This window comes from Kitasatospora sp. NPDC059146, from assembly GCF_042786665.1.
Classification (GTDB): Bacteria; Actinomycetota; Actinomycetes; order Streptomycetales; family Streptomycetaceae; genus Kitasatospora.
Window position 1 is genome coordinate 1 of the sequence record NZ_JBHZCY010000009.1, and the last position, 25,707, is coordinate 25,707.

The 25,707-nt window shown below is 73.2% G+C and carries 24 protein-coding genes; 9 read left to right on the plus strand and 15 right to left on the minus strand.

Annotated elements, in window-relative coordinates; genetic code table 11:
- Window positions 1-91: 91 nt before the first annotated feature.
- A complete protein-coding gene (locus ACFXPX_RS05785) occupies window positions 92-1,714 on the minus strand; it encodes a cytochrome bc complex cytochrome b subunit (protein ID WP_380402498.1) in 1,623 nt (540 codons plus the stop codon).
- A 410-nt stretch (window positions 1,715-2,124) separates the two neighbouring features.
- Between ACFXPX_RS05785 and ACFXPX_RS05790 the strand changes: the two genes are divergently transcribed.
- From ACFXPX_RS05790 to efeB, 3 genes are all read left to right on the plus strand, one after another.
- Window positions 2,125-2,451: a hypothetical protein gene (locus tag ACFXPX_RS05790; protein ID WP_380525554.1), complete on the plus strand. Its 327-nt coding sequence runs from the start codon at window positions 2,125-2,127 to the stop codon at window positions 2,449-2,451.
- A 250-nt stretch (window positions 2,452-2,701) separates the two neighbouring features.
- Window positions 2,702-4,759 (plus strand): iron uptake transporter permease EfeU, encoded by a 2,058-nt coding sequence (gene efeU / locus ACFXPX_RS05795; RefSeq protein ID WP_380525553.1) that lies wholly within the window; start codon window positions 2,702-2,704, stop codon window positions 4,757-4,759.
- Window positions 4,759-6,105 carry an iron uptake transporter deferrochelatase/peroxidase subunit gene (gene efeB, locus ACFXPX_RS05800; RefSeq protein WP_380525552.1) on the plus strand — a complete coding sequence of 449 codons (1,347 nt, stop codon included), beginning with the start codon at window positions 4,759-4,761 and terminating at the stop codon, window positions 6,103-6,105. The genes efeU and efeB overlap by 1 nt, the downstream gene beginning before the upstream one ends.
- 108 nt (window positions 6,106-6,213) lie before the next feature.
- On the opposite strand, the gene ACFXPX_RS05805 is transcribed toward efeB, so the two are convergent.
- Both ACFXPX_RS05805 and ACFXPX_RS05810 read right to left on the minus strand, forming a co-directional pair.
- The gene (locus ACFXPX_RS05805) at window positions 6,214-7,599 is read right to left on the minus strand and encodes an ATP-binding protein (RefSeq protein ID WP_380639685.1); all 1,386 of its coding nucleotides are present in this window, start codon (window positions 7,597-7,599) and stop codon (window positions 6,214-6,216) included.
- Window positions 7,596-8,279 (minus strand): response regulator transcription factor, encoded by a 684-nt coding sequence (locus tag ACFXPX_RS05810; protein ID WP_380525550.1) that lies wholly within the window; start codon window positions 8,277-8,279, stop codon window positions 7,596-7,598. Before ACFXPX_RS05810 ends, ACFXPX_RS05805 begins: the two co-directional genes overlap by 4 nt.
- 164 nt (window positions 8,280-8,443) lie before the next feature.
- Between ACFXPX_RS05810 and ACFXPX_RS05815 the strand changes: the two genes are divergently transcribed.
- Window positions 8,444-10,012, plus strand: a complete 1,569-nt coding sequence (locus tag ACFXPX_RS05815; RefSeq protein WP_380639687.1) for a glutamate synthase subunit beta — start codon at window positions 8,444-8,446, stop codon at window positions 10,010-10,012.
- Window positions 10,013-10,042: 30 nt separating this feature from the next.
- Here the strand turns inward: ACFXPX_RS05815 and ACFXPX_RS05820 are convergent, their stop codons facing one another.
- Both ACFXPX_RS05820 and ACFXPX_RS05825 read right to left on the minus strand, forming a co-directional pair.
- Window positions 10,043-10,612: a hypothetical protein gene (locus ACFXPX_RS05820; RefSeq protein ID WP_380639688.1), complete on the minus strand. Its 570-nt coding sequence runs from the start codon at window positions 10,610-10,612 to the stop codon at window positions 10,043-10,045.
- 192 nt (window positions 10,613-10,804) lie between these two features.
- The gene (locus tag ACFXPX_RS05825) at window positions 10,805-12,082 is read right to left on the minus strand and encodes an MFS transporter (RefSeq protein ID WP_380639690.1); all 1,278 of its coding nucleotides are present in this window, start codon (window positions 12,080-12,082) and stop codon (window positions 10,805-10,807) included.
- A 174-nt stretch (window positions 12,083-12,256) separates the two neighbouring features.
- On the opposite strand from ACFXPX_RS05825, the gene ACFXPX_RS05830 reads away from it, so the two are divergent.
- The 3 genes from ACFXPX_RS05830 (at window position 12,257) to ACFXPX_RS05840 (ending at window position 13,889) form a co-directional block, all read left to right on the plus strand.
- The gene (locus tag ACFXPX_RS05830; protein WP_380587685.1) at window positions 12,257-12,919 is read left to right on the plus strand and encodes a TetR/AcrR family transcriptional regulator C-terminal domain-containing protein; all 663 of its coding nucleotides are present in this window, start codon (window positions 12,257-12,259) and stop codon (window positions 12,917-12,919) included.
- Between the two features lie 5 nt (window positions 12,920-12,924).
- Entirely contained in the window at window positions 12,925-13,437 is a 513-nt protein-coding gene (locus ACFXPX_RS05835; protein WP_380525545.1) for an isochorismatase family protein, read from the plus strand.
- Between the two features lie 113 nt (window positions 13,438-13,550).
- The gene (locus ACFXPX_RS05840) at window positions 13,551-13,889 is read left to right on the plus strand and encodes a hypothetical protein (protein WP_380525544.1); all 339 of its coding nucleotides are present in this window, start codon (window positions 13,551-13,553) and stop codon (window positions 13,887-13,889) included.
- Between the two features lie 19 nt (window positions 13,890-13,908).
- On the opposite strand, the gene murQ is transcribed toward ACFXPX_RS05840, so the two are convergent.
- The 7 genes from murQ to ACFXPX_RS05875 all read right to left on the minus strand — a co-directional run bounded on the left by murQ (window position 13,909) and on the right by ACFXPX_RS05875 (window position 21,142).
- Complete coding sequence (gene murQ / locus ACFXPX_RS05845; protein ID WP_380639692.1) at window positions 13,909-14,859, minus strand: N-acetylmuramic acid 6-phosphate etherase; 951 nt, start codon at window positions 14,857-14,859, stop codon at window positions 13,909-13,911.
- Between the two features lie 131 nt (window positions 14,860-14,990).
- Window positions 14,991-15,671: a DUF6445 family protein gene (locus tag ACFXPX_RS05850; RefSeq protein WP_380587683.1), complete on the minus strand. Its 681-nt coding sequence runs from the start codon at window positions 15,669-15,671 to the stop codon at window positions 14,991-14,993.
- 126 nt (window positions 15,672-15,797) lie between these two features.
- Entirely contained in the window at window positions 15,798-16,808 is a 1,011-nt protein-coding gene (locus ACFXPX_RS05855; protein WP_380525542.1) for a hypothetical protein, read from the minus strand.
- Complete coding sequence (locus tag ACFXPX_RS05860) at window positions 16,805-17,749, minus strand: ABC transporter ATP-binding protein (protein ID WP_380639694.1); 945 nt, start codon at window positions 17,747-17,749, stop codon at window positions 16,805-16,807. Before ACFXPX_RS05860 ends, ACFXPX_RS05855 begins: the two co-directional genes overlap by 4 nt.
- Before the next feature lie 173 nt (window positions 17,750-17,922).
- Window positions 17,923-18,330, minus strand: a complete 408-nt coding sequence (locus ACFXPX_RS05865) for a GntR family transcriptional regulator (protein ID WP_380402340.1) — start codon at window positions 18,328-18,330, stop codon at window positions 17,923-17,925.
- A 116-nt stretch (window positions 18,331-18,446) separates the two neighbouring features.
- Window positions 18,447-19,442 carry a phosphotransferase family protein gene (locus tag ACFXPX_RS05870; RefSeq protein ID WP_380639696.1) on the minus strand — a complete coding sequence of 332 codons (996 nt, stop codon included), beginning with the start codon at window positions 19,440-19,442 and terminating at the stop codon, window positions 18,447-18,449.
- A 134-nt stretch (window positions 19,443-19,576) separates the two neighbouring features.
- On the minus strand, window positions 19,577-21,142 hold the full coding sequence (locus ACFXPX_RS05875; RefSeq protein WP_380639697.1) for a DUF2079 domain-containing protein: 1,566 nt from the start codon (window positions 21,140-21,142) through the stop codon (window positions 19,577-19,579).
- Window positions 21,143-21,563: 421 nt separating this feature from the next.
- On the opposite strand from ACFXPX_RS05875, the gene ACFXPX_RS05880 reads away from it, so the two are divergent.
- On the plus strand, window positions 21,564-22,013 hold the full coding sequence (locus ACFXPX_RS05880) for a hypothetical protein (protein ID WP_380639770.1): 450 nt from the start codon (window positions 21,564-21,566) through the stop codon (window positions 22,011-22,013).
- A gap of 247 nt (window positions 22,014-22,260) precedes the next feature.
- Here ACFXPX_RS05880 and ACFXPX_RS05885 read toward each other — a convergent pair whose 3' ends face one another.
- Window positions 22,261-23,022, minus strand: coding sequence for an AraC family transcriptional regulator (locus ACFXPX_RS05885; RefSeq protein ID WP_380639699.1), 762 nt, complete (start codon window positions 23,020-23,022; stop codon window positions 22,261-22,263).
- 213 nt (window positions 23,023-23,235) lie between these two features.
- Here ACFXPX_RS05885 and ACFXPX_RS05890 point away from each other — a divergent pair, with 213 nt between their 5' ends.
- Window positions 23,236-24,006 carry an alpha/beta fold hydrolase gene (locus ACFXPX_RS05890; protein ID WP_380639701.1) on the plus strand — a complete coding sequence of 257 codons (771 nt, stop codon included), beginning with the start codon at window positions 23,236-23,238 and terminating at the stop codon, window positions 24,004-24,006.
- Between the two features lie 15 nt (window positions 24,007-24,021).
- Here ACFXPX_RS05890 and ACFXPX_RS05895 read toward each other — a convergent pair whose 3' ends face one another.
- Together ACFXPX_RS05895 and ACFXPX_RS05900 are read right to left on the minus strand one after the other, a co-directional pair.
- Window positions 24,022-24,468, minus strand: a complete 447-nt coding sequence (locus ACFXPX_RS05895; RefSeq protein WP_380525536.1) for a nitroreductase family deazaflavin-dependent oxidoreductase — start codon at window positions 24,466-24,468, stop codon at window positions 24,022-24,024.
- A gap of 86 nt (window positions 24,469-24,554) precedes the next feature.
- Window positions 24,555-25,577: a hypothetical protein gene (locus tag ACFXPX_RS05900; RefSeq protein WP_380525535.1), complete on the minus strand. Its 1,023-nt coding sequence runs from the start codon at window positions 25,575-25,577 to the stop codon at window positions 24,555-24,557.
- Between the last annotated feature and the right edge of the window lie 130 nt (window positions 25,578-25,707).

Genomic DNA, 25,707 nt, shown 5'->3' on the forward strand with positions numbered 1-25,707 from the left:
CGGACGAGGCCGACAGATCCGGTTGAGGACCCGAGGTCAGTCAGAGGTTGAGTCAGACCTGCCCGGGAACCGCTCATGAACATCCTCACTGTCAGTGGTGGCCGTGGCCGCTGGTGATCTCCTCGTGCTCCTCGACGGTGGGCTTGGCGATCTGGCTGCCCTCGCCGTAGAAGCCGCGGGACAGCTTGGCCCGGGTGCGGGTCCACAGGCCGGCCCGGCGGGCCACGCCGTTCTCGTCCACCTCCGGCGCCAGCTCGACCGGCTCGGGCTGCTCGTGCGAGGTGAGGGTGTACAGCCGGCCCTGCGGCAGCGGCGCGTGCACCTCGACGAACTCGCCGTGCTGCAGCCGGTTGATCACGCCGGTCTCCCGGCCGTGCAGCACCTTCTCCTTGTCCCGCCGCTGCAGGCCCAGGCACCAGCGCTTGGTGATCACGAACAGCGCCACCGGCAGGGCGAAGAAGCCGATCCGCACGGCGTAGGTGATCGCGTTGATCGACAGGTGGAAGTGGGTCGCCAGCAGGTCGTTGCCGCCGCCGGCCAGCAGGATCAGGTAGAGGCCCATCCAGGCCACGCCGAACGCGGTGCGGACCGGGTGGTTGCGCGGGCGGTCGGCGATGTGGTGCTCGCCGCGGTCCCCGGTGACCCAGGCCTCCAGGAACGGCCAGCACCAGATGGCCAGCAGCACGGTCGGGAAGACCATCAGCGGGATGAACACCCCGAGGTTCAGGGTGTGGCCGCCCCAGACGCTGATCTCCCAGCCCGGCATCACCCGGATCAGGCCCTCGGAGAAGCCCATGTACCAGTCCGGCTGGGCGTCGGTGGACACCTGGTCGGGCCGGTACGGGCCGTACGCCCAGATCGGGTTGATCGTGGCGATCGCCGACATGAACGAGATGACGCCGAAGACCAGGAAGAAGAAGCCGCCCGCCTTGCCCATGTAGACCGGCATCAGCGGCATGCCGACCACGTTCTCGTTGGTCCGGCCGGGCCCGGCGAACTGGGTGTGCTTGTGGTAGAAGACCAGGATCAGGTGCGCCGCGAGCAGGCCCACCATGATGCCCGGGATGAGCAGGATGTGGACGGTGAACAGCCGCGGGATGATGTCGGTGCCCGGGAACTCGCCGCCGTAGATGAAGAACTGCAGGTAGGTGCCGACGATCGGGACGGCCAGGACCGCGCCCTCCATGAAGCGGATGCCCGTGCCGGAGAGCAGGTCGTCCGGCAGCGAGTAGCCCATGAAGCCGTCGAACATGCCGAGGAACAGCAGCAGCGCGCCGAAGATCCAGTTGATCTCGCGGGGCTTGCGGAAGGCGCCGGTGAAGAACACCCGCAGCATGTGGGTCAGCATCGAGGCGATGAAGACGACGGCCGCCCAGTGGTGGATCTGGCGCATCAGCAGGCCGCCGCGGACCTCGAAGCTGATGTTGACGGTGGAGGCGTAGGCCTCGGACATCCGGATGCCCTTGAGCGGGACGTAGGAGCCGTCGTAGACGACCTCGCCCATGCTCGGGTTGAAGAAGAGGGTCAGCCAGACGCCGGTCAGGATGATGATGACGAAGGTGTAGAGCGCGATCTCGCCCAGCATGAAGGACCAGTGGTCCGGGAAGATCTTGCGCAGGTTGGCCTTGGCGAGGGAGTAGATGCCGAGTCGGCCGTCGGTCCAGTCGGCGAGGGCTTCGGCCTTGTTGGCCGGTTTGGCGCGGGTGCTGGTCACCGGTCCCGGCTGCGACTGCTGGTCGGTTCTCACGACGGGCTCCCCGGCGTTCTCGGCGTGCCGGCGTGGAGGCCCGTCGGCGAGGACGCCGGCCGGCGAAGTGTTGTGATCATGGGACCTCTCGATACGGGTCCGCCGGGCGGACCGGCGCGCGGACCTGGGCGGTTCACTGGACCCGTTGCTCAGGGTGATGGAGCGCTTACTCTGTCATGCTGTCGGCAGGGGGCCGACTGTGCACGTCCATCGGGCCGTCCGGCCGCTCGTGTCGGGCCGGACGGGGGTTCCTGACGCCCGATCGGCTGGCCGCCGGTCGGGGCCGGGCGGGGGAGATGCTGCGCCCGGGTGCAGCTGAACCGTTTCGGCGCGTGCCGCGTCCGGGCGCCGCGCGGGGCCGGGCCTACGCTGCGCCAATGGTGGATCACCGTGAACTCCTCGCGTCCGTCACCGAGGCCCTGTCCCGCGCCGGGTTCGACACCGCACCGGGCACCTCGCCGCTGTCGATCGACCGTCACCCCGAGGGGGTGGCGGTCGGCTGGTCCCCGGGGGCGGAGGCGGACGGTCCGCCCTCCGGGTCGGCGCGGGCGGCGCTGAGCGGGGCGGCCGCGCTCGTCCTGCGGGAGCGGGGCTTCCTGGTCACCGGGACGGAGGAGGGGGAGCTGCTGGTGCGCTGCGCCGAACCGGTGACGGTCCCTCCGGAGCCCGGGCCCGAGGCGGCACCCGAGCAGTGGTGGGGGTGAACCGGCCCGCCCCTCGGCGGCCCCGACGGCTCCGACCTGCGGAGTTGCCCGGCGCATGGGTGTTCTCATACCGAACCCTTACCTGAACGGGGGGTGCAGTTGACCGCCGTCCCTCTAAGGTTTGCCTAAGCTAAGCGCAACGCCCTGGACCACGGTGTCCGGGGCGTTCGCCGTGCCGTGCCGCCGCTGCCGCGGCGGTGCGCTCCAGAACTGGTACGACCCGGGGCGGCCCGGGGGAGGAGCCCGCTGCATGTGGGATGAGGCGTTTCCCAGCTTTCTGATCGGGCTGCGCGAGGGACTCGAAGCGGGCCTGATCGTCTCGATCCTGGTCGCCACGCTGGTGAGGGCGGGTCAGAAGGGCCGGCTCCCCCAGGTCTGGACGGGCGTCGCGGCGGCCGTCGCACTCAGCCTCAGCTTCGGCGCGGTGCTCACCTTCACCGCCGCCAACCTCTCCGGCCACGCCCAGGAGGCGTTCGGCGGGGTGCTGAGCCTGATCGCGGTCGGCTTCGTCACCGCGATGGTGTTCTGGATGCGCCGCTCCGCGCGCACCCTCTCCGCCGACATCAAGGAGAAGGTCCAGGCCTCGCTGGCCATGGGCGCGGGCGCGCTGGTGCTCACCAGCTTCCTCGCCGTCGCCCGGGAGGGCCTGGAGACCTCGCTCTTCCTGTGGACCAACGCGCGCACCGCCGGGGAGTCCACCGGGCCGATCATCGGCGCCGCCGTCGGCCTACTGCTCTCCGTCGCGCTCTGCTGGGGCCTGTACCGCCGGGCCCTCAAGATGAACCTCACCAAGTTCTTCACCCTCACCGGCGCCGGCCTGATCGTGGTCGCCGCGGGCGTGCTCGGCTACGGCCTGCGCGACCTCCAGGAGTCCGGTCTGGTCGGCGGCGGCAGCACGTACGCCTTCGACCTGAGCGGGCACCTGGACGCCTCGTCCTGGTACGCCACGCTGGTCCAGGGCACCCTCAACCTGACCGTCACCATGACGGTCCTCCAGGTCGTCGGCTACATCGCCTACCTGAGCATCGTGATGACCCTGTTCATCGAGGGCGTGCGCGGCGGCACGGCGGCTCCGGCCGCGGCCCCCGCCGCCCCCGCCGCTGCTGCGGCGGGCAAGCCGGACGCGGAGCAGGCCGAGCCGGTGCGCACCGGGCGGCCGCGCTGGGTGCTGCCGACCGCGCTGGTCGCCGTACCGGTCGTGGTGGCCGGCGCCGTGATCGCCGTCAGCGACGGCAAGCAGGACAGCTCGGCCACCGTCGCGGTCTCCGAGAAGGAGTGCGGCAAGGGCTTCGGCACCCCCCAGCCGGGCCAGCAGGTGTTCCAGATGCACAACAGCGGCGACAAGGTCTCCGAGGTCTACCTGGTCAATCCGGGCACCGGCGCGGTCTACGGCGAGATCGAGGGCCTGGCCCCCGGCACCACCCGGGCGCTGACCGCCACCATCGGCTCCGGCGACTACGCCTGGCGCTGCGTGCCCACCGGCGGCACCACCGCAACCTCCGCCACCGTGCACGTCTCCGGCGGTGCCGAGGTCAAGGCCGTCAAGCCGGTCTCCGAGGACGACCTCAAGGCCCCGCTGGACAGCTACAAGGACTACGTCACCAAGGGCCTCGCGACCCTGATGACGCAGACCCAGAAGATCCAGACCGACGTGCACGGCGGCGACCTCAACGCCGCCAAGGCCGACTGGCTCACCGCCCACCTCCAGTACGCCTCGCTCGGCGCCGCCTACGGCACCTTCGCCGACCTCGACAAGAAGATCGACGGCCGCGCCGACGGCTACGCCGACAAGGCCCAGGACCCGGGCTTCACCGGCTTCCTGCGCCTGGAGTACGGCCTCTGGCACGGCCAGTCCGCCGCCGACCTGACGCCGGTCGCCGACGAGCTCGCCCAGAACGTCGCCAAGCTGGTGCACGACTTCCCCACCCAGGACTTCGACCCGGGCGACCTCCCGCTGCGCGCCCACGAGATCCTGGAGAACACCCTCCAGTTCGAGCTGACCGGCGACACCGACATGGGCAGCGGCACCAACCTCGCCACCACCCAGGCCAACCTGGCCGGCACCCAGGAGCTGCTGACCCTGCTCCAGCCGCTGCTCGACGAGCGCGACCCGCAGGTGCTGGTCCGGGTCAACGCCGGGATGAAGCGGGTCGGGGACCTCGTCGCCGCGGCGCACACCGCCGACGGCTGGATCCCGCTCGACAAGCTGCCCGACGGCACCCGCCGCCAGCTGAACGGCGCCACCGGCCAGCTGCTCGAAGACCTCTCGCCCGTCCCCGCCCTGCTCGAGATCCGGAAGGCCGCCTGATGACCGACCACACCGCAGCCGCCGGCTCCTGCCCGTTCCCGCACGCCGCTGCCGCCGTCTCCGCCGCACCGGCCGCCGAGTCGGTCGCCGACCAGGGCGGCTGCCCGGCCGGTCCGGCCCGGCGCAGCTTCGTCCGGGCCGCGCTCGGCGCGGGCGCCGGGGCCGCCGTACTGGCCGGCGGGGCGTTCACCCTCGGGGCCGAACCGGCCGCCGCCGGGGACACCCACCAGCCCGCGAACGGGGCCGTCCCGTTCCACGGCGCCCACCAGGCCGGCGTCGTCACCCCGGCCCCCGGCTTCGCCGCCTTCGTCTCCTGCCAGGTCATCGCCCAGGACCGCAAGGGCCTGGAGGACCTGTTCAGGACCCTGACCGAGCGGATCCGCCTGCTCACCGCCGGCGGCACCCCGCCCGACCTCGGCGTCGGCGCCCCGCCCTCGGACAGCGGCATCCTCGGCCCCACCGTGCCCACCGACAACCTCACCGTCACGGTCGGCGTCGGTGCCTCGCTGTTCGACGACCGCTACGGGCTCGCCAAGGCCAAGCCCGTCAAGCTGACGCCGATGAAGACCTTCCCCAACGACAACCTCCAGCCCGGCGAACTGCACGGCGACCTCTCGCTGCAGATCTGCGCCGACCAGCAGGACACGGTGCTGCACGCACTGCGCGACATCACCCGCCACACCCGCGGGGCGATGCAGATCCTCTGGCGGATCGACGGCTTCAAGAGCGCCTCCCGCCCGGACGGCGCCCCGCGCAACCTGCTCGGCTTCAAGGACGGCATCGCCAACCCGGACACCACCTCGGCCCGCGAGAGCGACCGGCTGATCTGGGTCACCGACGGTGCCGGCGAGCCCGCCTGGGCGACCGGCGGCAGCTACCAGGTGGTCCGGATCATCCGGATGCTGATCGAGTTCTGGGACCGGGTCAAGCTCAGCGAGCAGGAGAAGATGTTCGGCCGCCGCCGCGACACCGGCGCGCCGCTGGACGGGCACCAGGAGAACGACGCGCCGGACTACGGCAAGGACCCGGACGGCAAGGCGATCCCGCTCAACGCGCACATCCGGCTGGCCAACCCGCGCACCGCCGACACCGACAACTCGCGCATCCTGCGCCGCGGCTTCAACTACGACCGGGGCGTGGACAAGGCGGGCAACCTGGACATGGGCCTGGTGTTCTGCTGCTACCAGCAGGACGTGGTGCGGCAGTTCGAGGCCACCCAGACCCGGCTGATCGACGAGCCGCTGGTGGACTACATCTCGCCGACCGGTGGCGGGTACTTCTTCGTCCTGCCGGGCGTGAAGGACGACGCCGACTGGCTCGGGCGGGGACTGCTCGCCGCGGTCTGAGAGCCGACCCGTCCTCCGAACGGGCCCGGTGCGCCTGGTGCGCGCCGGGCCCGTTCGGCGTGCCGAGGCCGAGGGGGCTGAGCTGTGCCCGGGGGTGCTCGGGGGTGCTCAGCCGCCCAGGGTGAAGCCGATCACCGCGCCGCCGCCGGACCGGTTGGCGGCGTAGGCGGTGCCGCCGTGCGAGCGGGCCACCTCGGCGACGATGGCCAGGCCCAGGCCCGAGCCGGGCAGGCTGCGGGCCGCGGTGGCCCGGTAGAAGCGGTCGAAGACCCGGTCGAGGTCGGTCGCGTCGATGCCCGGACCGCGGTCCCGGACCTCGACCCGGAGGCCGTGCGCCACCAGCTCGATCGGGGACGTCCCCGCCGGGTCGAACTTGGCCGCGTTGTCCAGCAGGTTGCCCACCGCGCGGGCCAGCGCGTCTGGGTGGGCGATGACGACGGTGTCGTCCGTGACCACCGTGATCTCCCGGTCGCTGCGCCGGCGGGCCTGGGCGGCGGCCGAGCGGACCACCTCCGCCAGCACCACCTCGACCGGGTCCTCGTCGGCCTTGCGGTCCGCCGCCAGCGCCACCAGCTCCTCCACCAGCTGGGTCAGCTCCCGGGCCTCCTCGGCCAGGTCGGCGAGCAGCGCGGTGCGCTCCGCGGGCGGCAGCCGGTCGATGCTGGGCAGCACCGAGAGGTTGGTGCGCAGGCTGGTCAGCGGGGTGCGCAGCTCGTGCCCGGCGTCCTGGACCAAACGGCGCTGGTTCTCCTTGGCGGTGGCGAGGCGCACCAGCATCCGGTCGAAGGCGCGGCCGAGCCGGCCCACCTCGTCCCGGCCGGAGGCGGGCACCGGGACGTCCAGGCGGCCGCTGGCGGCGACCCGTTCGGCCGCGTCGGTGAGCCGGACCAGCCGGCCGGTGATCCGCCCGGCGACCAGCCAGCCGGATCCGCCCGCCACCAGCACGACGACGGCCACCACGGCCGCCATCTGGTGCCGCAGCACCTCCAACAGCTCCTCGATGTCGTCGAGTTGCAGCACGACCTGGACGGCGCCCCGGCCCCCGCCGAGCGAGACCACGCCCACCCGGCAGGTCCGGCCGCCGACCCGGCGCACGTCGATCACCGTGCGGGCGGGTGCGTCGGCGCGGGCGAGTTCGCGGTCGGTCGCGGTGGTCGGCAGGTCGAGGTGCGCGGTGCCCGGGAGGATCGCCCCGTGCGAGTCGAGGGCCTGGGCGGTCACCCTGATCGGGTGCAGCAGCTGCTCGCTCAGCCCGCTCGGGCTGTTGAAGTCCCCCGGGAACAGCTTCTGGCGGTCCACCTGGCCGCTGACCGCGTGGACGGCCGAGTTGAAGTCGTCCGACTCGTCGTCGCGGATCAGCGCGGCCGCCGCGTGGTAGCCGAGCGTGCCGATCACCACCGCGACCAGGGCCGCCATCACCGCGAAGGCGAGCGAGAGGGTGGTGCGCAGGCCGGGGCGCGGCAGCCGGGGGCGGCGGGCCGACGGGCCGGTCACGGCTCGCGCAGCGTGTAGCCGACGCCGCGGACGGTGTGGATCAGCGGGGTGAGGCCGGGGCGGTCGAGCTTGCGGCGCAGGTAGCCGATGAAGACCGCGAGGTTCTTCGAGCCCGGGCCGAAGTCGTAGCCCCAGATCCGCTCGTACAGGGTGGTCTGGTCGAGGACGGCGCCGGCGTTCCGGGCGAGCAGCTCCAGCAGGTCGAACTCGGTGCGGGAGAGCTCCAGTTCGGCGCCGCCGCGCCAGGCCCGGCGGGCCGGCGGCTCGACCCGCAGGTCGGCGACGGTCAGGACGTCCTCGGGGGTGTCGGCGGGCGGGTTGCGGCGCAGCAGGGCGCGCAGCCGGGCGAACAGCTCGTCCACGTCGAAGGGCTTGACCAGGTAGTCGTCGGCCCCGGCGTCCAGCCCGGCGATCCGGTCCGGGACCTCGACCCGGGCGGTGAGCATCAGCACCGGGGTGCGGTCGCCGGCCGCGCGCAGCCGGCGGCAGACCTCCAGGCCGTCCGGCGCGGGCATCATCACGTCGAGCACCAGGACGTCCGGCCGCTGCTCGGCGAGGACGGCCAGGGTCTGGGTGCCGTCCGCGGCTATCCGCACCCGGTAGCCCTCCAGCGTGAGGGCGCGGGTGAGCGAGTCGCGGATGGCGCGGTCGTCCTCGGCGATCAGCACGGTGTGGCTCATGCGGGAGATTCTCCCTGGCGTGCTCACGGCAGTGGAGAGCGGGGGCACGGATTCCCGGCCGGCACGGGTGTCGCGCGCCGCTTCGTGGGCGTACGGTGGCCACACGGTGGCGTGCCGCCGGGTGGGCCGCCGGACCCTTTCGGTACGCCCCGCCGGAGGCCTCGATGGCAGAGCGGATGGCCTTCCTCACCACCCCGCGCGCGGAGCGGGCGCGCCGGGACGCCCGGGAGCGGCTGGGGGACCGGCGGGAGGTGTACCGGCCGGGGGAACTGCTGCCGCTGGTGGGCGGACAGGCGGAGCGCTGCATGGACTGCGGGCTGCCGTTCTGCCACGCGGCCTGTCCGCTGGGGAACCTGGTGCCGGAGTGGAACCGGCTGGTCGCGGACGCGGACTGGCGGGCCGCGGCCGCCCGGCTGCTGGCGACGAACAACTTCCCGGAGTTCACCGGGCGGCTCTGCCCGGCCCCGTGCGAGAGCGCCTGCGTGCTGGCGATCGACGGGGACGCGGTGACGATCAAGAACGTGGAACTGGCGATCGCCGACCGGGCCTGGGCCGAGGGCTGGGACGCGGCGCAGCCGCCCGAGCGGCCGGAACCGGGCGGGCGGGTGGCGGTGATCGGCTCCGGGCCGGCCGGGCTGGCCGCCGCCCAGCAGCTGACCCGGGCCGGCCACGCCACCACCGTCTACGAACGGGCCGACCGGGCGGGCGGGCTGCTGCGCTACGGGATCCCGCCGTTCCGGCTGGAGAAGCACCGGCTGGAACGGCGGCTGGCGCAGCTGCGGGCCGAGGGCACCGAGTTCCGCACCGGGGTGTGGGCCGGGCGGGACGTCACCGGGGAGCAGCTGCGGGCCGGGTACGACGCGGTGGTGGTCGCGGTGGGGGCCGGTGCCTGGCGGGTGCCGGCCGTGCCCGGGTGCGAGCTGGCCGGAGTGCACCCGGCGATGGAGTACCTGACCTGGGCGAACCGGGTGGACGAGGGGGACCGGGCGGTCTCGCCGCTGTCCGCGCGGGGGCGGCGGGTGGTCGTCGTCGGCGGCGGGGACACCGCCTCCGACTGCCTGGGGACGGCGCTGCGCGAGGGTGCGGCCTCGGTGACCCAGCTGGACATCAACCCGTGTCCGCCGGAGCGGCGCGGGCCGGGGCAGCCCTGGCCGGTCCACCCCAAGGTGTACCGGGAGACCACCTCGCACGAGGAGTTGGCGGGGCGGGCGGGGGCGTCGTCGCTGTCGCTGTCGTCGTCGGGTGAGGAGGGGGCGTCGTCGGGCGAGGAGCGGGCGACGTCGGGGGAGGAGGGCCGGTCGTCCTCGGCCGGCGGGCGGGTGTTCGCGGCGGTCACGGTCGGGTTCGAGCCGGGGCCGGACGGGCGGCTGGCGGCCGTCCGCTACGCCGAGGCCGAGCCGGGCGACCGTGGCCCCCGGGCGGGCACCGAGCGGGTGCTCCCGGCGCAACTGGCGCTGCTCGCGCTGGGCTTCGTCGGGCCGGAGCCGGACCAGCCGCTGTACGCCCAACTCGGGCTGGGCATCGGGCCGGAGGGGACGCTGGAGCGGGACGACGGGTTCGGCACCGCCGCCGACGGGGTGTTCGTCGCGGGGGACGCCGGGCGGGGCCAGTCGCTGATCGTCTGGGCGATCGCGGAGGGCCGGGCGGCGGCCGCGGCGGTGGACCGCTACCTGCGCGGACGGACCGAACTCCCCTCCCCGGTACGGGCGTCGGCGCGGGCCCTCACGCTGTGAGACGCGGGGCCCGCGCCGGACGGCCGGGCGTCAGCCCAGGCCGAGGACGGACAGCGCGGTGGTCCAGTTGGTGGCGATGGCCTGCTGGGCGGGCACCAGGGCGACCTGGTGGTTGCAGACCGCGCGGTAGAGCTTGTACTCCACGGTGTCCTTGTCGGTGGAGGTCAGGCCGCTGGAGTCGGTGGCGTAGTGGGGCTCCGGCCAGAGGTTGTTCGGGTCGGTGGGGTGGCCGCCGAGGGACAGCGGGATGAAGTGGTCCTCCTCGTAGTCGGCCGTGCTGGTGTCCTCGTAGCCGTACTGGGCGATCTGCTGGACCTTCAAGCGGTTGGTGTAGCTGGTGGAGGGGCGGATCGAGGTGCTGTAGCCCGGGACGCAGATGGTGGAGTCGATGGTGTCCTGGGTGACGTCCGGGTTGGTGGCGCCCGGGGTGCAGGCGGGGTCGGGCAGCGGGAGGTAGGCCTGCGAGCAGGTGGCGTCGAGGGCGGCGCGGGTGTGCGCGGCGGAGGCGGGGGCGGCGTGCGCGGTGCCGGCGGTCGCGAGGGCGGCCGCGGCGAGCACCGCGGTGGCGACGGCGGGGGCGAGTCGGTGGGCGCGAAGCATGGGGGAGCTCCCTGTCACGGGCCCGGCACGGGCTGCCGGGCGGTGTGTGTCCATGTCAGCAGTGGCGGATCTATGCGGGTAGACAGGGGATGGTGAATTGTTGACAAAGCGTCAGTCAATGCGGGCGGGGCAAGAGTTCGCTTGACGTGGACCTGGTGGAGTCGGTGGGCGGGCCGGGCGTGCCCGGCACCCTCACGGCGTGGGGCGGGCCCCGGCCTCCGCCGTGGCAGGCGTGCGCTGGTCGTAGCGCCAGAGCGCCGGAAGCGCCGCGGCGAGCAGGGCGCTGCTGCCCAGGCAGAGCAGGCCGCCGGTGCCCAGCGCGGCCCGGATGCCCTGCCGGGCGGCGAGGCCGCCAGCCCGGAGATCGCCGAGGGCCGGTCCGGCGGAGCCGATCAGCAGCTCCAGGCCGGCGGTGCGGCCGCGCAGCTCGTCCGGGATGGACCGGTTCCACAGGGCGCTGCGGAAGGTGTCGCCGATCCAGTGGGCGGCGCCCGCGACGGCCAGGCAGAGCAGCACGGCCCACAGGCCCGGGGCGACGGCGGCCGCGGCGGTGGCCGCGCCCACCAGGGCGGCGGAGAGCAGGACCGGCCGTCCGTACCGGTGCACCCGTTCCGTCCACCCGCCGGTGGTGGCGGCGAGCAGGCTCCCGGCGGCGGACGCCGAGTAGAGCAGGCCCAGCGCCCAGGTCGCGTCCAGCTCCCCGGCGAGGAAGGGGAACAGGGCGGTGGGCAGGGCGAAGACGGTGGCGGCCAGGTCGGCCAGGTAGGTACCCAGCAGGTCGGGTCGGCGGGCCGCGTACCGGACGCCCTCGGTGAGGTCGCGCAGCGGCGGCGCCTCGGCGTCCCGCTCCGAGGGGACGGGCCGCACCCGCGCGAGCAGGGCGACGGACAGCAGGAAGGTGGCCAGGTCGACCAGGTATGCGGCCGGGGCCCCGCTGGTCGCGATCAGCAGTCCCGCGGCGGCCGGCGCGGCCACGCCGCCGATGCTCCAGCGCAGCGAGAGCAGCGCCCCGGCCGCCACCAGCTGCTCCGGCGGGACCAGCCGCGGGACCATCGCCTCCACCGAGGGCTGCTGGATGCCCTGGACGGCCGCCGCCAGGCCGGCGGCCAGGTAGAGCGGCCAGACGGCGGGTGCTCCGAGCAGCGCGTTGGCCAGTAGCAGGGCGCTCAGGACGGCCAGGGCGACTTCGCAGGCCAGGGCGACGCTGCGGCGGTCGGCGCGGTCGGCGAGCACGCCTCCGTAGAGGCCGAACAGGACGGTGGGCACGAGTTCGACCGCTCCGACGGCTCCGACGGCGAGCGGTGAGCCGGTGAGGTCGGCGATCTGGAGCGGGATCGCGGTCATGGTGAAGACCGAGCCGAGCAGGGTGACCGTGCCGGAGGTCCAGGTGAGGCGGAAGTCCCGGGAGGTGCGCCAGGGGGTGGTGTCGGGGAGCAGTCGGGACCGTCGGCGGTCCGTTCCTGGGGTCATGCGGGGTCCTTGGGTGTCGGGTGGGTGGGCGTCGCGGCAGTGGTCGTCGTAGCAGTGGTTGTCGCGGCAGTGGTTGTCGTGGCGGGCATTGCCTCCTTATCACTGATAAAGTCCGGGTCGGAACTTAGCGGCGATAAGGTGGCCCCGCAAGCGGATTACCGGGAGGCCGATCGGATGGCGCTGCAACGCGACGAAGTGGTGCGCACCGCGCTGCGCGTGCTCAACGAGGAGGGCATCGACGGGCTCAGTACCCGCCGGCTCGCCCGCGAGCTGGGCGTGCAGTCACCGGCGCTGTACTGGCACTTCAAGAACAAGCGGGAACTGCTCGACCTGATGGCCGAGGCGATGCTCGCCGAGGCCCTCCCGCCCGACCGCGAGCCGGACCCGGAGCACTGGCCCGACTGGATCACCGCCGACGCCCGGGCCAAGCGCAACGCCCTGCTGGCCTACCGTGACGGCGCCCGGGTGCACGCCGGCACCCTGCCGACCGAGGACGAACTCCCGGCCATCGAGGCCCAGTTGAGCGCGCTGTGCCGGGCCGGGCTGCGCCCGCGCACCGCACTGCGACTGCTGCTGACCGTCGACCGCTACATCATGGGCTGGGTCACCGAGGAACAGGCCTGGCGACAGGACGCCGCGCAGCGCACCCGGCCGCCGTTCCCCGACGAGGCGCTGCGCGAGCTGCCGCTGCTGAGCGAGGCCGCCGACGTGCTGCGGATGACCGACCACGACGCCGACTTCGACTACGGGCTGCGGGTGCTGGTGGAGGGGTTCCGGGCGGAGATCGCCCGGGAGGCGGCGGAGGGTTCGGGTGCCGTGGGCGATGGGCTAGCGTGAGCGCCATGACCACCCTTGATCCCCGTAGTACGGCCCTGGTCCTGATCGACCTGATGGACCGGATCGTCGCCAACCAGCTCGCGCCGCACTCCGGTCCGGAGGTCGTGGCGGCCTCGCTGCGCCTCGCCGAGGACTTCCGTGCGGCCGGCGCCCCGGTCGTCGCGGTGCGGGTCGAGCGGCCGGGCGTCGCCGAACAGCCGCCCGGCAGCGGGCTGGTGGCCGAGGTCGAGGCGGCGGCCGACGAGGTCGTGGTGAAGCGCACCATCGGCGCCTTCCAGGGCACCGGACTGCACGAACTGCTCCGGGCCCGGGGAGTGGAGACGCTCGTCCTCGCCGGGATCGCGACCAACCTCGGTGTGGAGTCGACCGCCCGCGCGGCCGCCGACCACGGCTACCGGCTGGTGTTCGTCGAGGACGCGATGGCCGGGCTGACGGAGGCGGAGCACCGGGCCTCGGTGGAGCTGGACTTCCCGCGCCTGGGAGAGGTCGTGGCGGCCGCGGACCTGCGGCTGGGGTAGTGCGGATTCGGGTTCCCGGCCCGGTTCCTGTGCTGATCGGGGGGTGAGCGGTGGAGGGTACCCACCGGTTGTCGCGCCAGACCGCTCGATGGTCGCGCTACGCCCAGGTGACCGTGCACGTCGCTGTGGCCGCCGGACCGGCGGTGCGGGTCGTCGCCGAGGTGTCCGGCGGGCGCGGAGCGTCCTTCGGGATCGCGGTGGGCGCCGGCTGCGCAGAGGCGGAACGGTTCCGGGAGGAGGCGCGGGACGGCGCCCGGTACGCGCTGATGCGGCTGCCCGAGGAGGCCCGTGGCGTCCTCGTCTCGGTCGTGGAGATCGTCACGGCCCCGGCGGACACCGGCCCCGGTGACGTGAAGTTCGCCGCCGCACACGCCGTCTGGCGGGCCCTCGGCCGGGAGCCGGACCGGTGGCCGTGGACCGGCGAGGACGGGGACCCCGTGTTCCCCGCGTGAGGTGGTCGTGGCCGCCCGGTCAGACCCTGCCGGGTTCCAGCGGGTCCGGGCCGGGCAACGGGCGCTGGCGGCGGGCGAGTTCGAGGGCGTCGCGGAGCCGTCCGGCCGAGGCCGTGAGGAGCCGGGCGGCGGTGGGTGCGTCCACGTCGGCGAGCAGCAGCAGGACGGCGTCCTTCGTCCGGCCGTCGGTGGCGGTGAGGGCGCGGTCGACCGTCGGGGCGTCGGCGCCGGTGGCCTCCGCGACGATCCGGCGGGCGCGCTCGCGGAGTTTGACGTTGGTGGCCCGCAGATCGACCATCAGGTTTCCGTACGTCCGGCCGAGGCGGATCATCACCGCCGTGGACAGCATGTTGAGCACCAGCTTCTGCGCGGTGCCCGCCTTCAACCGGGTGGAGCCGGCCAGCACCTCGGGGCCGACCTCCACCTCGATCCCCAGCTCCGCCGCCGCCACCAGCGCCGAGCCGCGGTTGCAGGCCAGCCCGACGGTCAGCGCCCCGGCCGCCCGGGCGGCGCCCACGGCGGCGAGCGCGTACGGGGTGCGACCCGAGGCGGAGACGCCCACCAGGGTGTCGTCCGGGGTCAGGGCGAGCGCCGCCACGTCGGCCTCGGCGAGGTCGGTGCGGTCCTCGGCGCCCTCGGCGGCCTCCGTCACGGCGCTCCGGCCGCCCGCGATCAGGCCCACCACCAGCCCGGGGTCGGTGCCGAAGGTCGGCGGGCACTCGGCGGCGTCCAGCACCCCGAGCCGCCCGGCCGTGCCCGCACCGGCGTAGACCAGCCGCCCGCCGCGCGCCATCCTCGCCGCCGCGGCGTCGACCACGGCGGCGATCCGCGCCAGCTGCCCGGCGACGGTCACGGGGACGGCGCGGTCCTCGGCGTTCATCAGGCGGAGCAGGTCGGCGGTGGGCAGCCGGTCGATGGCGGCCCAGTCGGGGCGGACCGTCTCGGTGGGGGGTACGGCGTCGGGGTTCATGCGGGGAGCGTCCCCGGGCGGGCGCCGCTCGAACCGGTCCGCGGGGTCACGGCCCGGCGTGGTCAGCCGGTCGGGCCAGCCGGTCGGGCCATCCGTCGGGCCATCCGTCGGGCCAGCCATCAGGCCATCCGTCAGGCCATCCAGAAGAACACGGCGGTCATCCGGCGGTCCGCCAGCTCCGCGCCGTAGTAGTCGGTGGCGCTGTGGATCAGGTTGGCGTGGTAGAGGAGCAGTTGGTTGTAGCGGTTGGGGACCCGGACGTCCTCGGTGAAGTGGTCGGCGGGGACGTGCCGGGTGCCGAGCGCCTCGACCAGGTTGTTGTGCGGGGCGTTGACCAGGTTGCCCCCGAGGCGGCCGCCGGGGAACTGCTGGCGGTAGAAGCTGGTGCCGGCGTCCTTGGGGGCGCCGGGGCTCAGGTAGAGCACGGCGGCGTAGCGGCAGAGCGCGCGGGAGTCGGTGTGCGGGCGGGACTCCGACTCCCCGGCGCCGACGACCTGGACGCAGTTGTGGTTGAGCGTGCCGCCGCCGGGGGTGCTCTGCACCCAGAGCCGGGAGGCGCCGGTGGCCTTGCGGACCTGGGCCTCGACCCGGGCCAGCTCGTCCGGTTCCAGGCCGGGCATGGTGCGCAGGCCGGGCCAGGTCTCGGGGCGGTACGGGTAGCCCTCGGTCCAGTCGCCGCGGGCCAGGACGCGCTCGCGGACGGCGTCCGGGTCGGGCAGGACGTTGTCCAGGACCCAGTAGTCCCGGCCGCGGGTGGGCTTGCGGTAGGGGAGGACCGGCAGGGCGGTCGGCCTGATGGGCTGTGAGGGCATGGGCCGACCATAGGGGCGCCGGTCGTCAACTATCTGCCGTGAACAGGTCAACCTTTCGTCAAGTGCGCCGCAGGTGGGGAGGGGGGTGGTGCCCGGCCCCGGGGCTGTAGGAGAGCGGCGGGAGGGCTACCGGCGGACGAGGCGGAAGGCGGCCGCCAGGGCGAGGGCGGTGAGCACCAACAGGATTCCGGCCTCGACGAGTTGGACCGGGACGAGGTGGGAGGAGGGGTGGTAGCTCAGCCAGGTGCCGGTGGCCCCGTCGCACCGATGCGTCTCGATGCACGCGACGGAGTCGACCCGGCTGCCGTCGGGCAGGACGGTCTTCGTGTCGACCAGCCACGCGTTGGTGGGCTGCATGGCCCGGAGGGGGGCCACGACGTCGACGGTGGGGTAGAAGGACGGGCGCGCCCAGCGGACCAGGCCGTGGGTCACCGCGACCAGGGCGCCGGTGAGGAACATCGCGGGCAGCGTCCGGCGCAGCACCTGGCCGACCAGGACGCCCAGGGCCAGCGCGAACAGGGACCAGGCGACCGGTGCGATGCCGAGGGCCGGGTAGGTGAAGAACTGGAACGGCGGGTCGAAGGCCACCGGACCGTGCACGATGTCCGTCCACCACACCCAGGTCATCAGCGAGGCGAGCACGCCGGTGACGGCCAGCACCGCGAGTCCCGGCACCGCGAGGCGGGCGGCCAGCCAGCGCACAGGACCGACGGACTGGGCACGGATCAGGCGGATCGTGCCGCGCTCGTGCTCCTGGGCCAGCAGCGGAGCGCCGACGAACACGCCGATCAACAGCGGGACGGCGGTGACCACCGGCTGGAGCACGGAGACGAACCAGAAGTTCGGTCGGTTGATCGGCGAGAGGAGGATCCAGCACTTGTTGCTGTCCCAGCTCTCGGGGCTGTAGCAGCCCGTCCGCCGCAGCGCGCCCGTGATGTGCTGGGCGACGACGTGGATCCACAGGAGGTCGGCCGCCAGCAGGACCAGCAGTGCCGCCAGGACCCAGAGCAGAAGCCGATTCTGACGCCACGTCAGCCAGAGCAGGCCGCGCAGTCGGGGGGTTCCGGACCGGTCCGGGGTGGCGGACCCGGGGGCGGGAGCGGGCTTCGCGGGGTCGGTCAGGACGTCCGTGCTCATGCTGCCTTCTCGTCGTTCGCCGGGGCGGTGCCGGTGGTGCCCGGGGCGGGCTCGGCAGGTGCGGGCCTGGTCGGGGTCGGTTCGGCCGGGGCGCGGAGGTAGCCGAGCAGCAGCTCGTCCAGGCTGGGCCGTTCGGTCTCCCAGGGACCGTCCAGCGGCTCGCCGGTGCGCACCAGTGCGGTCAGCCGGCGGCCGGCGGACCGCTGCTCGACCACCAGACCGGGCGGGAGGTCGGCGCCCCCGGCGGGGCCGGTGAGCAGCTGGTGCCCCGCGAGGATGTCGTCCAGGTCGCCGGAGAGCCGGATCCGTCCGCGCTGGACCAGCAGCAGGTGGTCGATCACGCCGTCTAGCTCCGGGAGGATGTGCGAGGACACCACGATGGTCGTGCCGCGCTCGGCGGCGGCCGACATCAGGGTGCCCATGAGCTGGTGCCGGGCGAGCGGGTCGAGGTCGGCCATCGGCTCGTCGAGCAGCAGCAGGTCGGGGCGCTTGCCGAGGGCGAGCGCCAGCGAGACCCGGGTGCGCTGCCCGCCGGACAGCGAGCCGATCCGGGCCCTGAGGCGCAACTCGCCCTGGTCGACGATCTGTTCGACGGTCTCCTCGTCCCAGACCGGATTGAGCTCGCGGCCCATCCGGAGGGTCTCGGCCACGGTGAGCCCCGGGTAGAGCGGCTTGTCCTGTGCCACGTAGGCGACCCGGGCGCGTTCCTCACGGGTGTCGGCGGTCGCGCCGAACACTCGCAACTCACCCTCGGTGGGAATGAGTTGGCGGGCGGCGAGGGAGAGCAGGGTGCTCTTGCCCGCGCCGTTGGGGCCGACCACCCCGCAGATCCGTCCGGTCGGGACGGTGAAGTCGCAGGCGTTCAGGGCCCATTCGCCCCGGTACCGCCTGCCCAGTCCGACGGCCTCCAACGCCGGAGTCACGGTTGTCGGGTCGTTCACCCGGTCCCCCCACTGTTCTCGGTTCGGTGCTGCCGGGCGGCCCGGCGTACGGCTGTGGTGTGTGGCTGTTCGGTGCGGCCGGCCGGCCGGCCGCCCGTTTCCGGTGCCCGTTTCCGGTGTCCGGTTCGGGCGTGCATGTCGGGCGTGCGGTCCGGCGTGGGTTCCGGCGTGGGTCAGTTCGGTGGCGTCGGCGGAACCCCGGCGTCGAAGCGTTGCTCCAGCGCGGATGCCATCAGTGCGGCGATGTCCTCGCGTTCCAGCCCGGCCTCGCGGGCCCGGTCCACCCAGCCGACGAGGTCCGCGCGAAGCGGTCCGTCCGCCGCCGCCTCCGGCCGGGCGAGCGAACGTCGGACGAAGGTGCCGAGCCCCGGGCGGGGCTCGACCAGTCCCTCGCGTTCGAGTTCGCGGTAGGCCTTGAGCACGGTGTTGGGGTTGATGGCGGTCAGTTCGACCACCTCGCGGGCGGTCGGCAGCTTGTCCCCGGGCTCCAGCATCCCCAGTCGCAGGGCCTGCTTGGTCTGCTGCACGATCTGCTGGTACGTGGAGACCCCGCTGCGCCGATCGATGCGGTACTCGATCACACCCGTTGCGGCCTTTCACTAGTTCAATAGTGGAATGGTGGACCACGGCGGCCCGCGGGTCAAGCCGGGGCGGGGGTACGTCCGTGCGGGACCGTCGGGCCCCGGACCGCCTCGGCTCAGCCCAACGCGGCCATCAGGGCGGTGACGTAGGCGTCCAGCCGTTCCTCCACGGCTCGCGTCGTCAGTTCCGCCCTCCCCGCATCCCGCCATGCCCGCGCCACCAGCTGCACTTCCTCCGAGCAGGCGAGGGGGTCCCGAACCTGCCAGTACAGTCGCTCGCTCGCGGCCGAGGCCAGCACCCCGCCGGCCTCCTCGTACGCCTCGGCGAACCGCTGCCCCCAGGCCGGGCCGTGCAGCAGCGCGAGATTGGTGGAGCAGTGCGCCACATCGAGGTCCGCCGGACCCCAGGAGGCGGCGGCCCAGTCGACGACGCCGGTGATCCGCGTACCCGCTGACCTCGCGGGCGGCGCGTCGACGGGTGCGTTGGACGGGGTGTCGGACGGCACGTGGAACAGCACGTTGCCGGGTTGGAAGTCCCGGTGCAGGAACCGCCCTTCGTAGCGCGGCGCGGGCCTGCGGATCACGTCGATCGCTGCGGCCCATGCCGCCGCGTCGGCGCCCTTCGGCACCACGACGGTGTCGGCGGTCGTCAACGCCTCGTACTCCCGGGGCCGCTCGGCGGGTCGCACGGCGTGGATCGCCACGAGCTGCCGGGCCAGCAGCGGGACGCGCGTCTCCAGTCCCTCGTCCTCAAGGACCGTTCGGCCCGCCAGATGTGTCATGAGGAGCGACGGGTACTCGCAGTGCGCGGCGGTCGGATCGACCGCGACCAGCCCGGGAGCCGTCACACCGGTCCCCGCCAGCAGTGTCAGGGCGCCGGACTCCCTGCGCAGCCAGTCCTCGGCGCGCTCCACGGAGAACGGGTCGACGAACGACCGCAGCACCAGATCGCGGGTGCCCCCGTCCCGGGTGGCGACGGTCAGCCTCCGGACGTCGGCGGTGATGCCGCCGTGCAGCACTTCGGTACCGACGATCCGTTCGCCCGCCGCCAGTTGCCGGTGAGCCCAGGCGAGTGTCAACGGGCTGACAGCTTGGAGGTCATGGTGGTTCATCACGGGTCCACCTCATCATCCGGACGGTAGCAGGCAAGGGCTTTCAGCGGCATGACGGCACCTTTCCATGGATCATCGTGATGCTGACCGACCGCCCGACCCGCGGGCGAGCGGGCGGGCGGGCGGCGGGTCGCTCAGGGGTGTTTGAGGAGCAGCAGGCCGTCCCGGTCGATCAGTCGGTGGTAGCCCCGACTCTGGTAGGCGGCCAGCATGCGGGCGGTGGCGGCGGTGGCGCACGGGGACTGCACGCTCGGATCGCGCAGGTCGACGGCCACCCAGTCCGGGCCGGGGCCGACCGGGTCCTGGCATACCAGGGTGACCTCCGCCCGGCCGGTGAGCTGGGCGGCGAGCCGGTTGGAGGCGGCGACGGTGGTGTCGTCGGGTATCAGGCGGAGCATCGCCCGGGTCTCGGTGAGCCGGGGTGAGGTGCTCCAGGCCTCGGGCATCACCACCTCGTGCAGCGGGTAGAGCGGCAGCGTCACGACCGTCACCAGGGCGGTCACGGCGAGGGCGCGCCGGACCCGGCGGGGGGCGGCGGGTGCCGGGCCCGTGTCCGCGCCGGTGGCACGGTCGCTGGCGTGGGCGCGCTGGACGGCGTCGACCAGGGCGGCGAACGCGATCGGCATCAGTACCGCGCTGTAGTGGTAACTGACGCCCCAGTAGTGCGGGTTGGTCGAGAGCAGCCGCCAGGCCAGGGTGGGTGCGCAGAGCAGGGCGAGCGGTGAGCGCAGGCCGAGGAAGCCGGTGGTCGCGGCCAGCAGGAACAGCAGCAGCCACTTGATCGGCGGCCAGCAGAGGCGGAGCGGGAGCGTCCAGAGCGGGGCCGCCTGCCCGCCGCCGGCGTCCAGTTGCTGCCAGTAGTCGAAGCCCCCGTTGGGGTTGAACGCGGGCAGGACGACGAGCAGGGTGAGCGCGGTCGCGGCGACACCGGTGAGGGCGAGGGCGAGTCCGGGCAGCGGAGTGCGTCGGTCCTGCCGGGCCTGGTGGGCGATCAGCAGGCCGACGGCGGCCACCGTCAGCCCCAGGTCCTCCTTCACCAGCAGCAGCGGCAGTGACCAGAGTGCGGCGGCGCGTGGTCGGCGCCGGCCGAGCGCGGTGGCGGCGAAGGCGAGCAGCGGGACGGCGAACGCGATCTCGTGGAAGTCGTCCGCCGCGGCCCGGACGATCCCCCAGGAGGCCCCGGTGGCGCAGCCGACCAGCAGCGCCACCCGGGGCCCGGCCACCTGGTGCGCCCAGCGGGTGAGCGGGACGACGGCCAGCGCCATCAGCAGGGCCTGGGCGACCACCAGGGTGAGCGGGCTCGGGAACCCGCGGTAGGCGGGGGCGAGGACGGCGAGCAGCGGGTGGAAGTGATCGCCCAGGAGGTCGTAGCCGGGCGCTTTGAGCGGCACGATCGGCGCCCGGCCGTCGGCGTACGCCCGGACGGCCTGCTCGAAGATCCCCAGGTCGTAGGCCTTGGTGAGGCCTCGCCGGTGGCGGTTGACGCCGACGCAGGTGTAGAGCGTGGCGAAGACGGCGGCCAGGCCCCAGGCCAGGACGGCGGGGTGGTGGGGGAGCCGGACAACGTGCAGGAGGCGGGTGGGGCGAAGGCGTTGGCGCGGGCGGGGCGGGCTCTGCAGGCCCGGTGGGCTCGATGGGCTCGATGGGCTCGATGGGCTCGATGGGCTCGATGGGTCGAGCGGTGCGAAGGCGACGGGCATCGAGAAAGTACCCTTTCACTATTCGATTAGTGAAAGGGTGGTGGAAGGGCGCGCAGGCGTCAACTCCCGGTCCGGCAGCGCCGACCGGGCCTTCGTGCTGCCCGGAGGCGCCCGGCGGAGGCGCCCGGCGGAGGCGCCCGGCGGGGGTGTCAGGCGGTCGGCGGCGGGAGGAGTCGGTCCAGGCGCAGGGCTGAGGAACCTGGGGCCCGGGGGTCGGGAGGGGGCCTTGGGAGAGCTGGAACGGGCCTACCGGCACTGCCGGTTGGGGAGTTCGGGCGGGCGAGGCGACTGTTACATGACAGTGACGTTCCGCACACAACCGGTGGCGCCGGGTGGGACGTCCTCCTTGATGACAGCACCCGATCGCACCGACCGTGCTTCGGGTCGAACGACCACCTCCCCTGAAAGGGGTCCACCAGTGATCGTCTCCAAGCGGAACTCCCTGCGCCTGGCCGCCGTCGTCACCCTGGGCGCGCTGCTCGTCGGAACGGCGGGCACCGCCATGGCGGCCACGCCGGCCCTCCCCGCGACCGCGACCGCGGTTGTCGTCTCCACCTCCGCCTCCGACGCCGCGCCGGCGTCCGCCGCCGTGTCCGCGTCCGCCTCCATCACCGCCAAGCCGTCGGTCAGTTCGGTGGACGCCTGGCAGCTGTTCCGGGTCACCGGCACCACCAGTGGCCTCAAGGCCGGCAGCACGGTCACCCTCCAGCAGAAGCAGCACGGCAAGTGGGTCTCCCTGCCCGCCTCCGTGCAGACCAACCGCAACGGCGCCTACTCGCTCGGCGTCAAGCTCGGCATCAAGGGCCTGAACGAGCTGCGCATCGTCAGTGGGAACACCGCCTCGCCCGTGTTCACCGTGACCGTGCGCTGACCCGCACAGCCCAACCTGTCCTGCCGGAGGGCGTGTTGACGGCCCGGGCCTTCGGCTCCGAGTCGGCCGGTTCTGCGGTGGCAGGTGTGAGTGGGTGACGCGCGGGGCGGGGGCAGCCCGCCCGTACGGCGCGTTGTCGGCGGCCCGTTGCGTGCAACTTCCTTGCGCGCGGCGGGCCGTCGTCATGCATCGATCTGATGGTTCGTCAATTTGTCGTGTGGAGCGGTGGGCCCGACCTCGGCTCGGGTCAGTGACCGGACCGGTAGCGGCCCGGGGTCGTGCCGACGAGGTCGGTGAACGCGGCGATGAAGCCGCTCGGGTTGGCCCAGCCGCAGGCATGGGCGGTGTGGGTGATGTCGTGGCCCTCGGCCAGGAGGACGAGCGCGTGGTGCACGCGCAACTGCGTCCGCCACTCGTAGAAGGTCATGCCGAGTTCGTCGCGCAGCAGCCGGCTCAGGGTGCGGGAGCTGGCGCCGACCTGTCGGCCGAGCCCGGCCAGCGTGGTGGCGTCGGCCGGCGTTCCGGACAGGATCCGCTCGACCGCCCGCAGCCGGTCGTCGCGCGGGTGCGGCAGGTGCAGGGGTTCTTCGTCCGCCTCGCGCAGTTCCTCGACCAGGACCCGCAGCAGGCGCTGACGCGCGGCGCGTCCGTAACCGGGCACCGCTCCGCCCTCGATGCCGCCCTCTTCGTCCTTGCCGTTGTCCCCGGCTTGGCCTCCGCTGTGGCCCCCGCTTCGGTTTCCGTCACCGCGTGGGCCGGTCAGGGCGAGCAGGACCTCCCGCGCCAGACCGGAGACGCAGAACACCGCCGGACGCCCCGGCACCAGCCGGGCCAGGGAGGGCGGCAGGAAGACGATCCGCATGTCCGTGTCCCCGTGGGCGCGGTGGCGGTGGGCGAATCCGGCCGGCGTCCAGGCGACCCGGTTGGCCGGGACGATCGACGTCCCGCTCTCGGTGTGCAGCACCAGCACGCCGCTGGCCGCGTACACCAGGTGCCCGCGCGCGTGCACCCGTTCCTCGCTGCTACCCCCGGAGGACCACAGGTGACGCCCGCCGGAGGGCCAGGTCAGGGACGTGGCGCCGGCTTCCGGGCGGGCTTGGCGGGGACCAGGCATCGATTGGCACTCTACCGGTAGCACGCCATGACGCGCCGCGACCAGACTTCTGGTCGTGAGCGGTGGCCTCCGGCGCCACGGCCGAGCAGTGTGAGAAGGAGAAGTCCCATGGCGACGTTCGTTCTGGTCCCCGGTGGTTGGCACGGCGCCTGGGCGTTCGAGGCGGTGGTTCCGCTGCTGGAGCGGGCCGGTCACGCCGTCCACGCCCTGACCCTGACCGGCCTGCACCCCCACGACGATCCCGCCGCGATCGCCGCCGCCAACCTGGACACCCATGCCGCCGACGTGCTCCGCCTGCTGGAGCGGGCCGACCTGGAGGACGTCACGCTGGTCGGTCACAGCTACGGCGGAATGGTGATCACGGCTGCCGCTGACCGCGCCGACGGCCGGGTCTCCCGCCTGGTGTACCTGGACGCCTGCGTGCCGCGCGACGGCGACTCCTGCTGGTCCCTCATGAACGAGGGCTACCGGCAGTCGTTCGTCGCCGGTGCCGCCGTCACCGGCTACGCCGTCCGCCCCCCGTGGCGGCCGGACGGCGACCCGCGCCGCCGCCCGCACCCGCTCGCCGCCTTCCTGCAGACGGTCCACCTGACGGGCGCCCACGCGGCCGTCCCCCGCCGCGAGTTCGTCTACTGCTCGGCATGGGAGGACCGTACGCCCTTCGCCGGGCAGCGCAGCCGGCTGCTCGCCGACCCGGGCTGGACCGTCCACGACCTGCCGACCGGCCACAACGCGATGCGCGAGGCCCCGGGGGCGGTCGCCGCGCTCCTGCTCGACGGCGCGGACGCACCCGCCGGGCCGGACGCACCCACCGGGCCGGGCGGGCTCGGCGAAGGCACCGTCCCGGCCCCGGTCCGGATGGCGCGGTCGGGCGTGTGACGCGGCCTCGGCGGTCTAGTCCTGTGCGGGTTCCAGTACGAAGACGGGGATCTCGCGGTCGGTCTTCTCCTGGTACTCGGCGTACGGCGGGTACGCGGCGACCGCGCGTTCCCACCACTCGGCCTTCTCGACTCCCGTGACCTCACGGGCCGTCATGTCCTGCCGCACGGCACCGTCCTGGAGCTCCACGTGCGGGTCCGAGGTGACGTTGAAGTACCAGACCGGGTGGTGCGGGGAGCCGCCCTTCGAGGCCACGGCCGCGTACCGGCCCTCGTGTTCCACGCGCATCAGGGGGGTCTTGCGGATCTTGCCGCTCTTCGCGCCGCGCGTCGTGAGGATGATGACGGGCAGGCCCGTCTCCCAGAGCGTCGTCCCCTGTGTGCCGCCCGAACTCTCGTACAACTCGACCTGATCGCGTACCCACTGTGCTGGACTCGGCTCGTACTCGCCCTCAAGAGGCATCGCATTCACCCCATCGTCACGTCGCTGAATGTGGTCGGCGAAGCATATCGGGTGCCGTCCGGCCGGTGGCCGCACTCGTGCGGGTGTCAGGCCGAGGGTCGCTGCAGCCAGTCCGCTTCGACGGTCCAAAACATCTGGCGTGCACCGAGGTAGTCGTGTGCGAAGTCCGTGAACCGTTCGCGGGTGTACGGCTTTCCGGTCCTGGGGTCCTTGGCGTTGATGTCGGGTTCCTGGACGGCCATCGCGACGAGGGGGAGGGAGTTCCGGTATTCGTGGAGGAACTTGTAGGAGTTCTCCATCTGGTACGGCCGGTCCGGCAGGGTGTCCGGGCCGCCGATGCCGATCCTCTTCTCCCTGGCGAGGTCGAACATCTCCTTCATGCGCTTGTGGTCGTCGTCGTCCGGAAGGAAGTTGACGTACTGGATGAACTGCGTCCTGGTGAAGACCTTCCTGCCGTAGCGCATGTTGTCGATCTCGGCATCGATGTAGGACGCCGAGGTGTAGCCGGTCCGGTCGTTCTCGGTGTCCACCTCGACGGCGGTCTCCGGAAGGTTCACCCCGGCGAGCCTGCCGTCGAACTTCTCCGCCATCGCCTTGAGCATGGCCTGGAAGTCCGCTCGCACCTCCGTGTTCCACTGTGCGGCCATGGCCCCGTGGGTGGTCGGGTTGTCGGGGTTCTCGTCGACCGTCGGGGTGACGCCGCCCTCGTCCTTCACGTACTGGGGGAGGTTGGCGTCCTGCACGGCCACGTCGAAGAACCGGTCCTGGATCTGGACGAACAACTTCTTGTGGCGTTGCTGGAGGTAGTCCAGCGCGCTCTCCAGTCGTGACCACTTGTACTCCCCCTTCCTTCCCTCCAGGGCCTTCCAGGGGGCTACCACCTGGACGCCGCCGATGTCCGCACGGTCGATCAGGGCCTTGACCTTCGGGTCCGCGCCGGACGTGGCGTCTTCGAAGGCGCCGAGCGACATGTACAGGTTGTCCGTCACCTTGCCGTGGTCGTGGCTGTGGGGCGCGGTGCTGGCGGCGGTGGTGGCGGCCTTGCCGGGGCCGGGAGCTGTGGAGCCCTCGCCGGGGGCGGCCGCCCCGACGGTGGCCGTCAGGGTCACGGCCGTGAGGACAACGGCTCCGAATGCACTGTGTGGCGTCGTCATGAACGCGACGCTAGGCGGACGTTCTAAGGGAAGGATAAGAGCGTCCGTCATCTCCGCTGCCGGTGCTCAGCGCTGCCGGGGCCGA

What these genes read in the sequence shown, in the direction of transcription:
- ACFXPX_RS05790 (WP_380525554.1), top strand. Translation starts at nt 2,125, where the DNA reads ATGGTGGATCACCGTGAACTCCTCGCGTCCGTCACCGAGGCCCTGTCC.
- efeU (WP_380525553.1), top strand. Translation starts at nt 2,702, where the DNA reads ATGTGGGATGAGGCGTTTCCCAGCTTTCTGATCGGGCTGCGCGAGGGA.
- efeB (WP_380525552.1), top strand. Translation starts at nt 4,759, where the DNA reads ATGACCGACCACACCGCAGCCGCCGGCTCCTGCCCGTTCCCGCACGCC.
- ACFXPX_RS05810 (WP_380525550.1), bottom strand. Translation starts at nt 8,279, where the DNA reads ATGAGCCACACCGTGCTGATCGCCGAGGACGACCGCGCCATCCGCGAC.
- ACFXPX_RS05815 (WP_380639687.1), top strand. Translation starts at nt 8,444, where the DNA reads ATGGCAGAGCGGATGGCCTTCCTCACCACCCCGCGCGCGGAGCGGGCG.
- ACFXPX_RS05820 (WP_380639688.1), bottom strand. Translation starts at nt 10,612, where the DNA reads ATGCTTCGCGCCCACCGACTCGCCCCCGCCGTCGCCACCGCGGTGCTC.
- ACFXPX_RS05825 (WP_380639690.1), bottom strand. Translation starts at nt 12,082, where the DNA reads ATGACCCCAGGAACGGACCGCCGACGGTCCCGACTGCTCCCCGACACC.
- ACFXPX_RS05830 (WP_380587685.1), top strand. Translation starts at nt 12,257, where the DNA reads ATGGCGCTGCAACGCGACGAAGTGGTGCGCACCGCGCTGCGCGTGCTC.
- ACFXPX_RS05835 (WP_380525545.1), top strand. Translation starts at nt 12,925, where the DNA reads ATGACCACCCTTGATCCCCGTAGTACGGCCCTGGTCCTGATCGACCTG.
- murQ (WP_380639692.1), bottom strand. Translation starts at nt 14,859, where the DNA reads ATGAACCCCGACGCCGTACCCCCCACCGAGACGGTCCGCCCCGACTGG.
- ACFXPX_RS05850 (WP_380587683.1), bottom strand. Translation starts at nt 15,671, where the DNA reads ATGCCCTCACAGCCCATCAGGCCGACCGCCCTGCCGGTCCTCCCCTAC.
- ACFXPX_RS05855 (WP_380525542.1), bottom strand. Translation starts at nt 16,808, where the DNA reads ATGAGCACGGACGTCCTGACCGACCCCGCGAAGCCCGCTCCCGCCCCC.
- ACFXPX_RS05870 (WP_380639696.1), bottom strand. Translation starts at nt 19,442, where the DNA reads ATGAACCACCATGACCTCCAAGCTGTCAGCCCGTTGACACTCGCCTGG.
- ACFXPX_RS05875 (WP_380639697.1), bottom strand. Translation starts at nt 21,142, where the DNA reads ATGCCCGTCGCCTTCGCACCGCTCGACCCATCGAGCCCATCGAGCCCA.
- ACFXPX_RS05890 (WP_380639701.1), top strand. Translation starts at nt 23,236, where the DNA reads ATGGCGACGTTCGTTCTGGTCCCCGGTGGTTGGCACGGCGCCTGGGCG.
- ACFXPX_RS05895 (WP_380525536.1), bottom strand. Translation starts at nt 24,468, where the DNA reads ATGCCTCTTGAGGGCGAGTACGAGCCGAGTCCAGCACAGTGGGTACGC.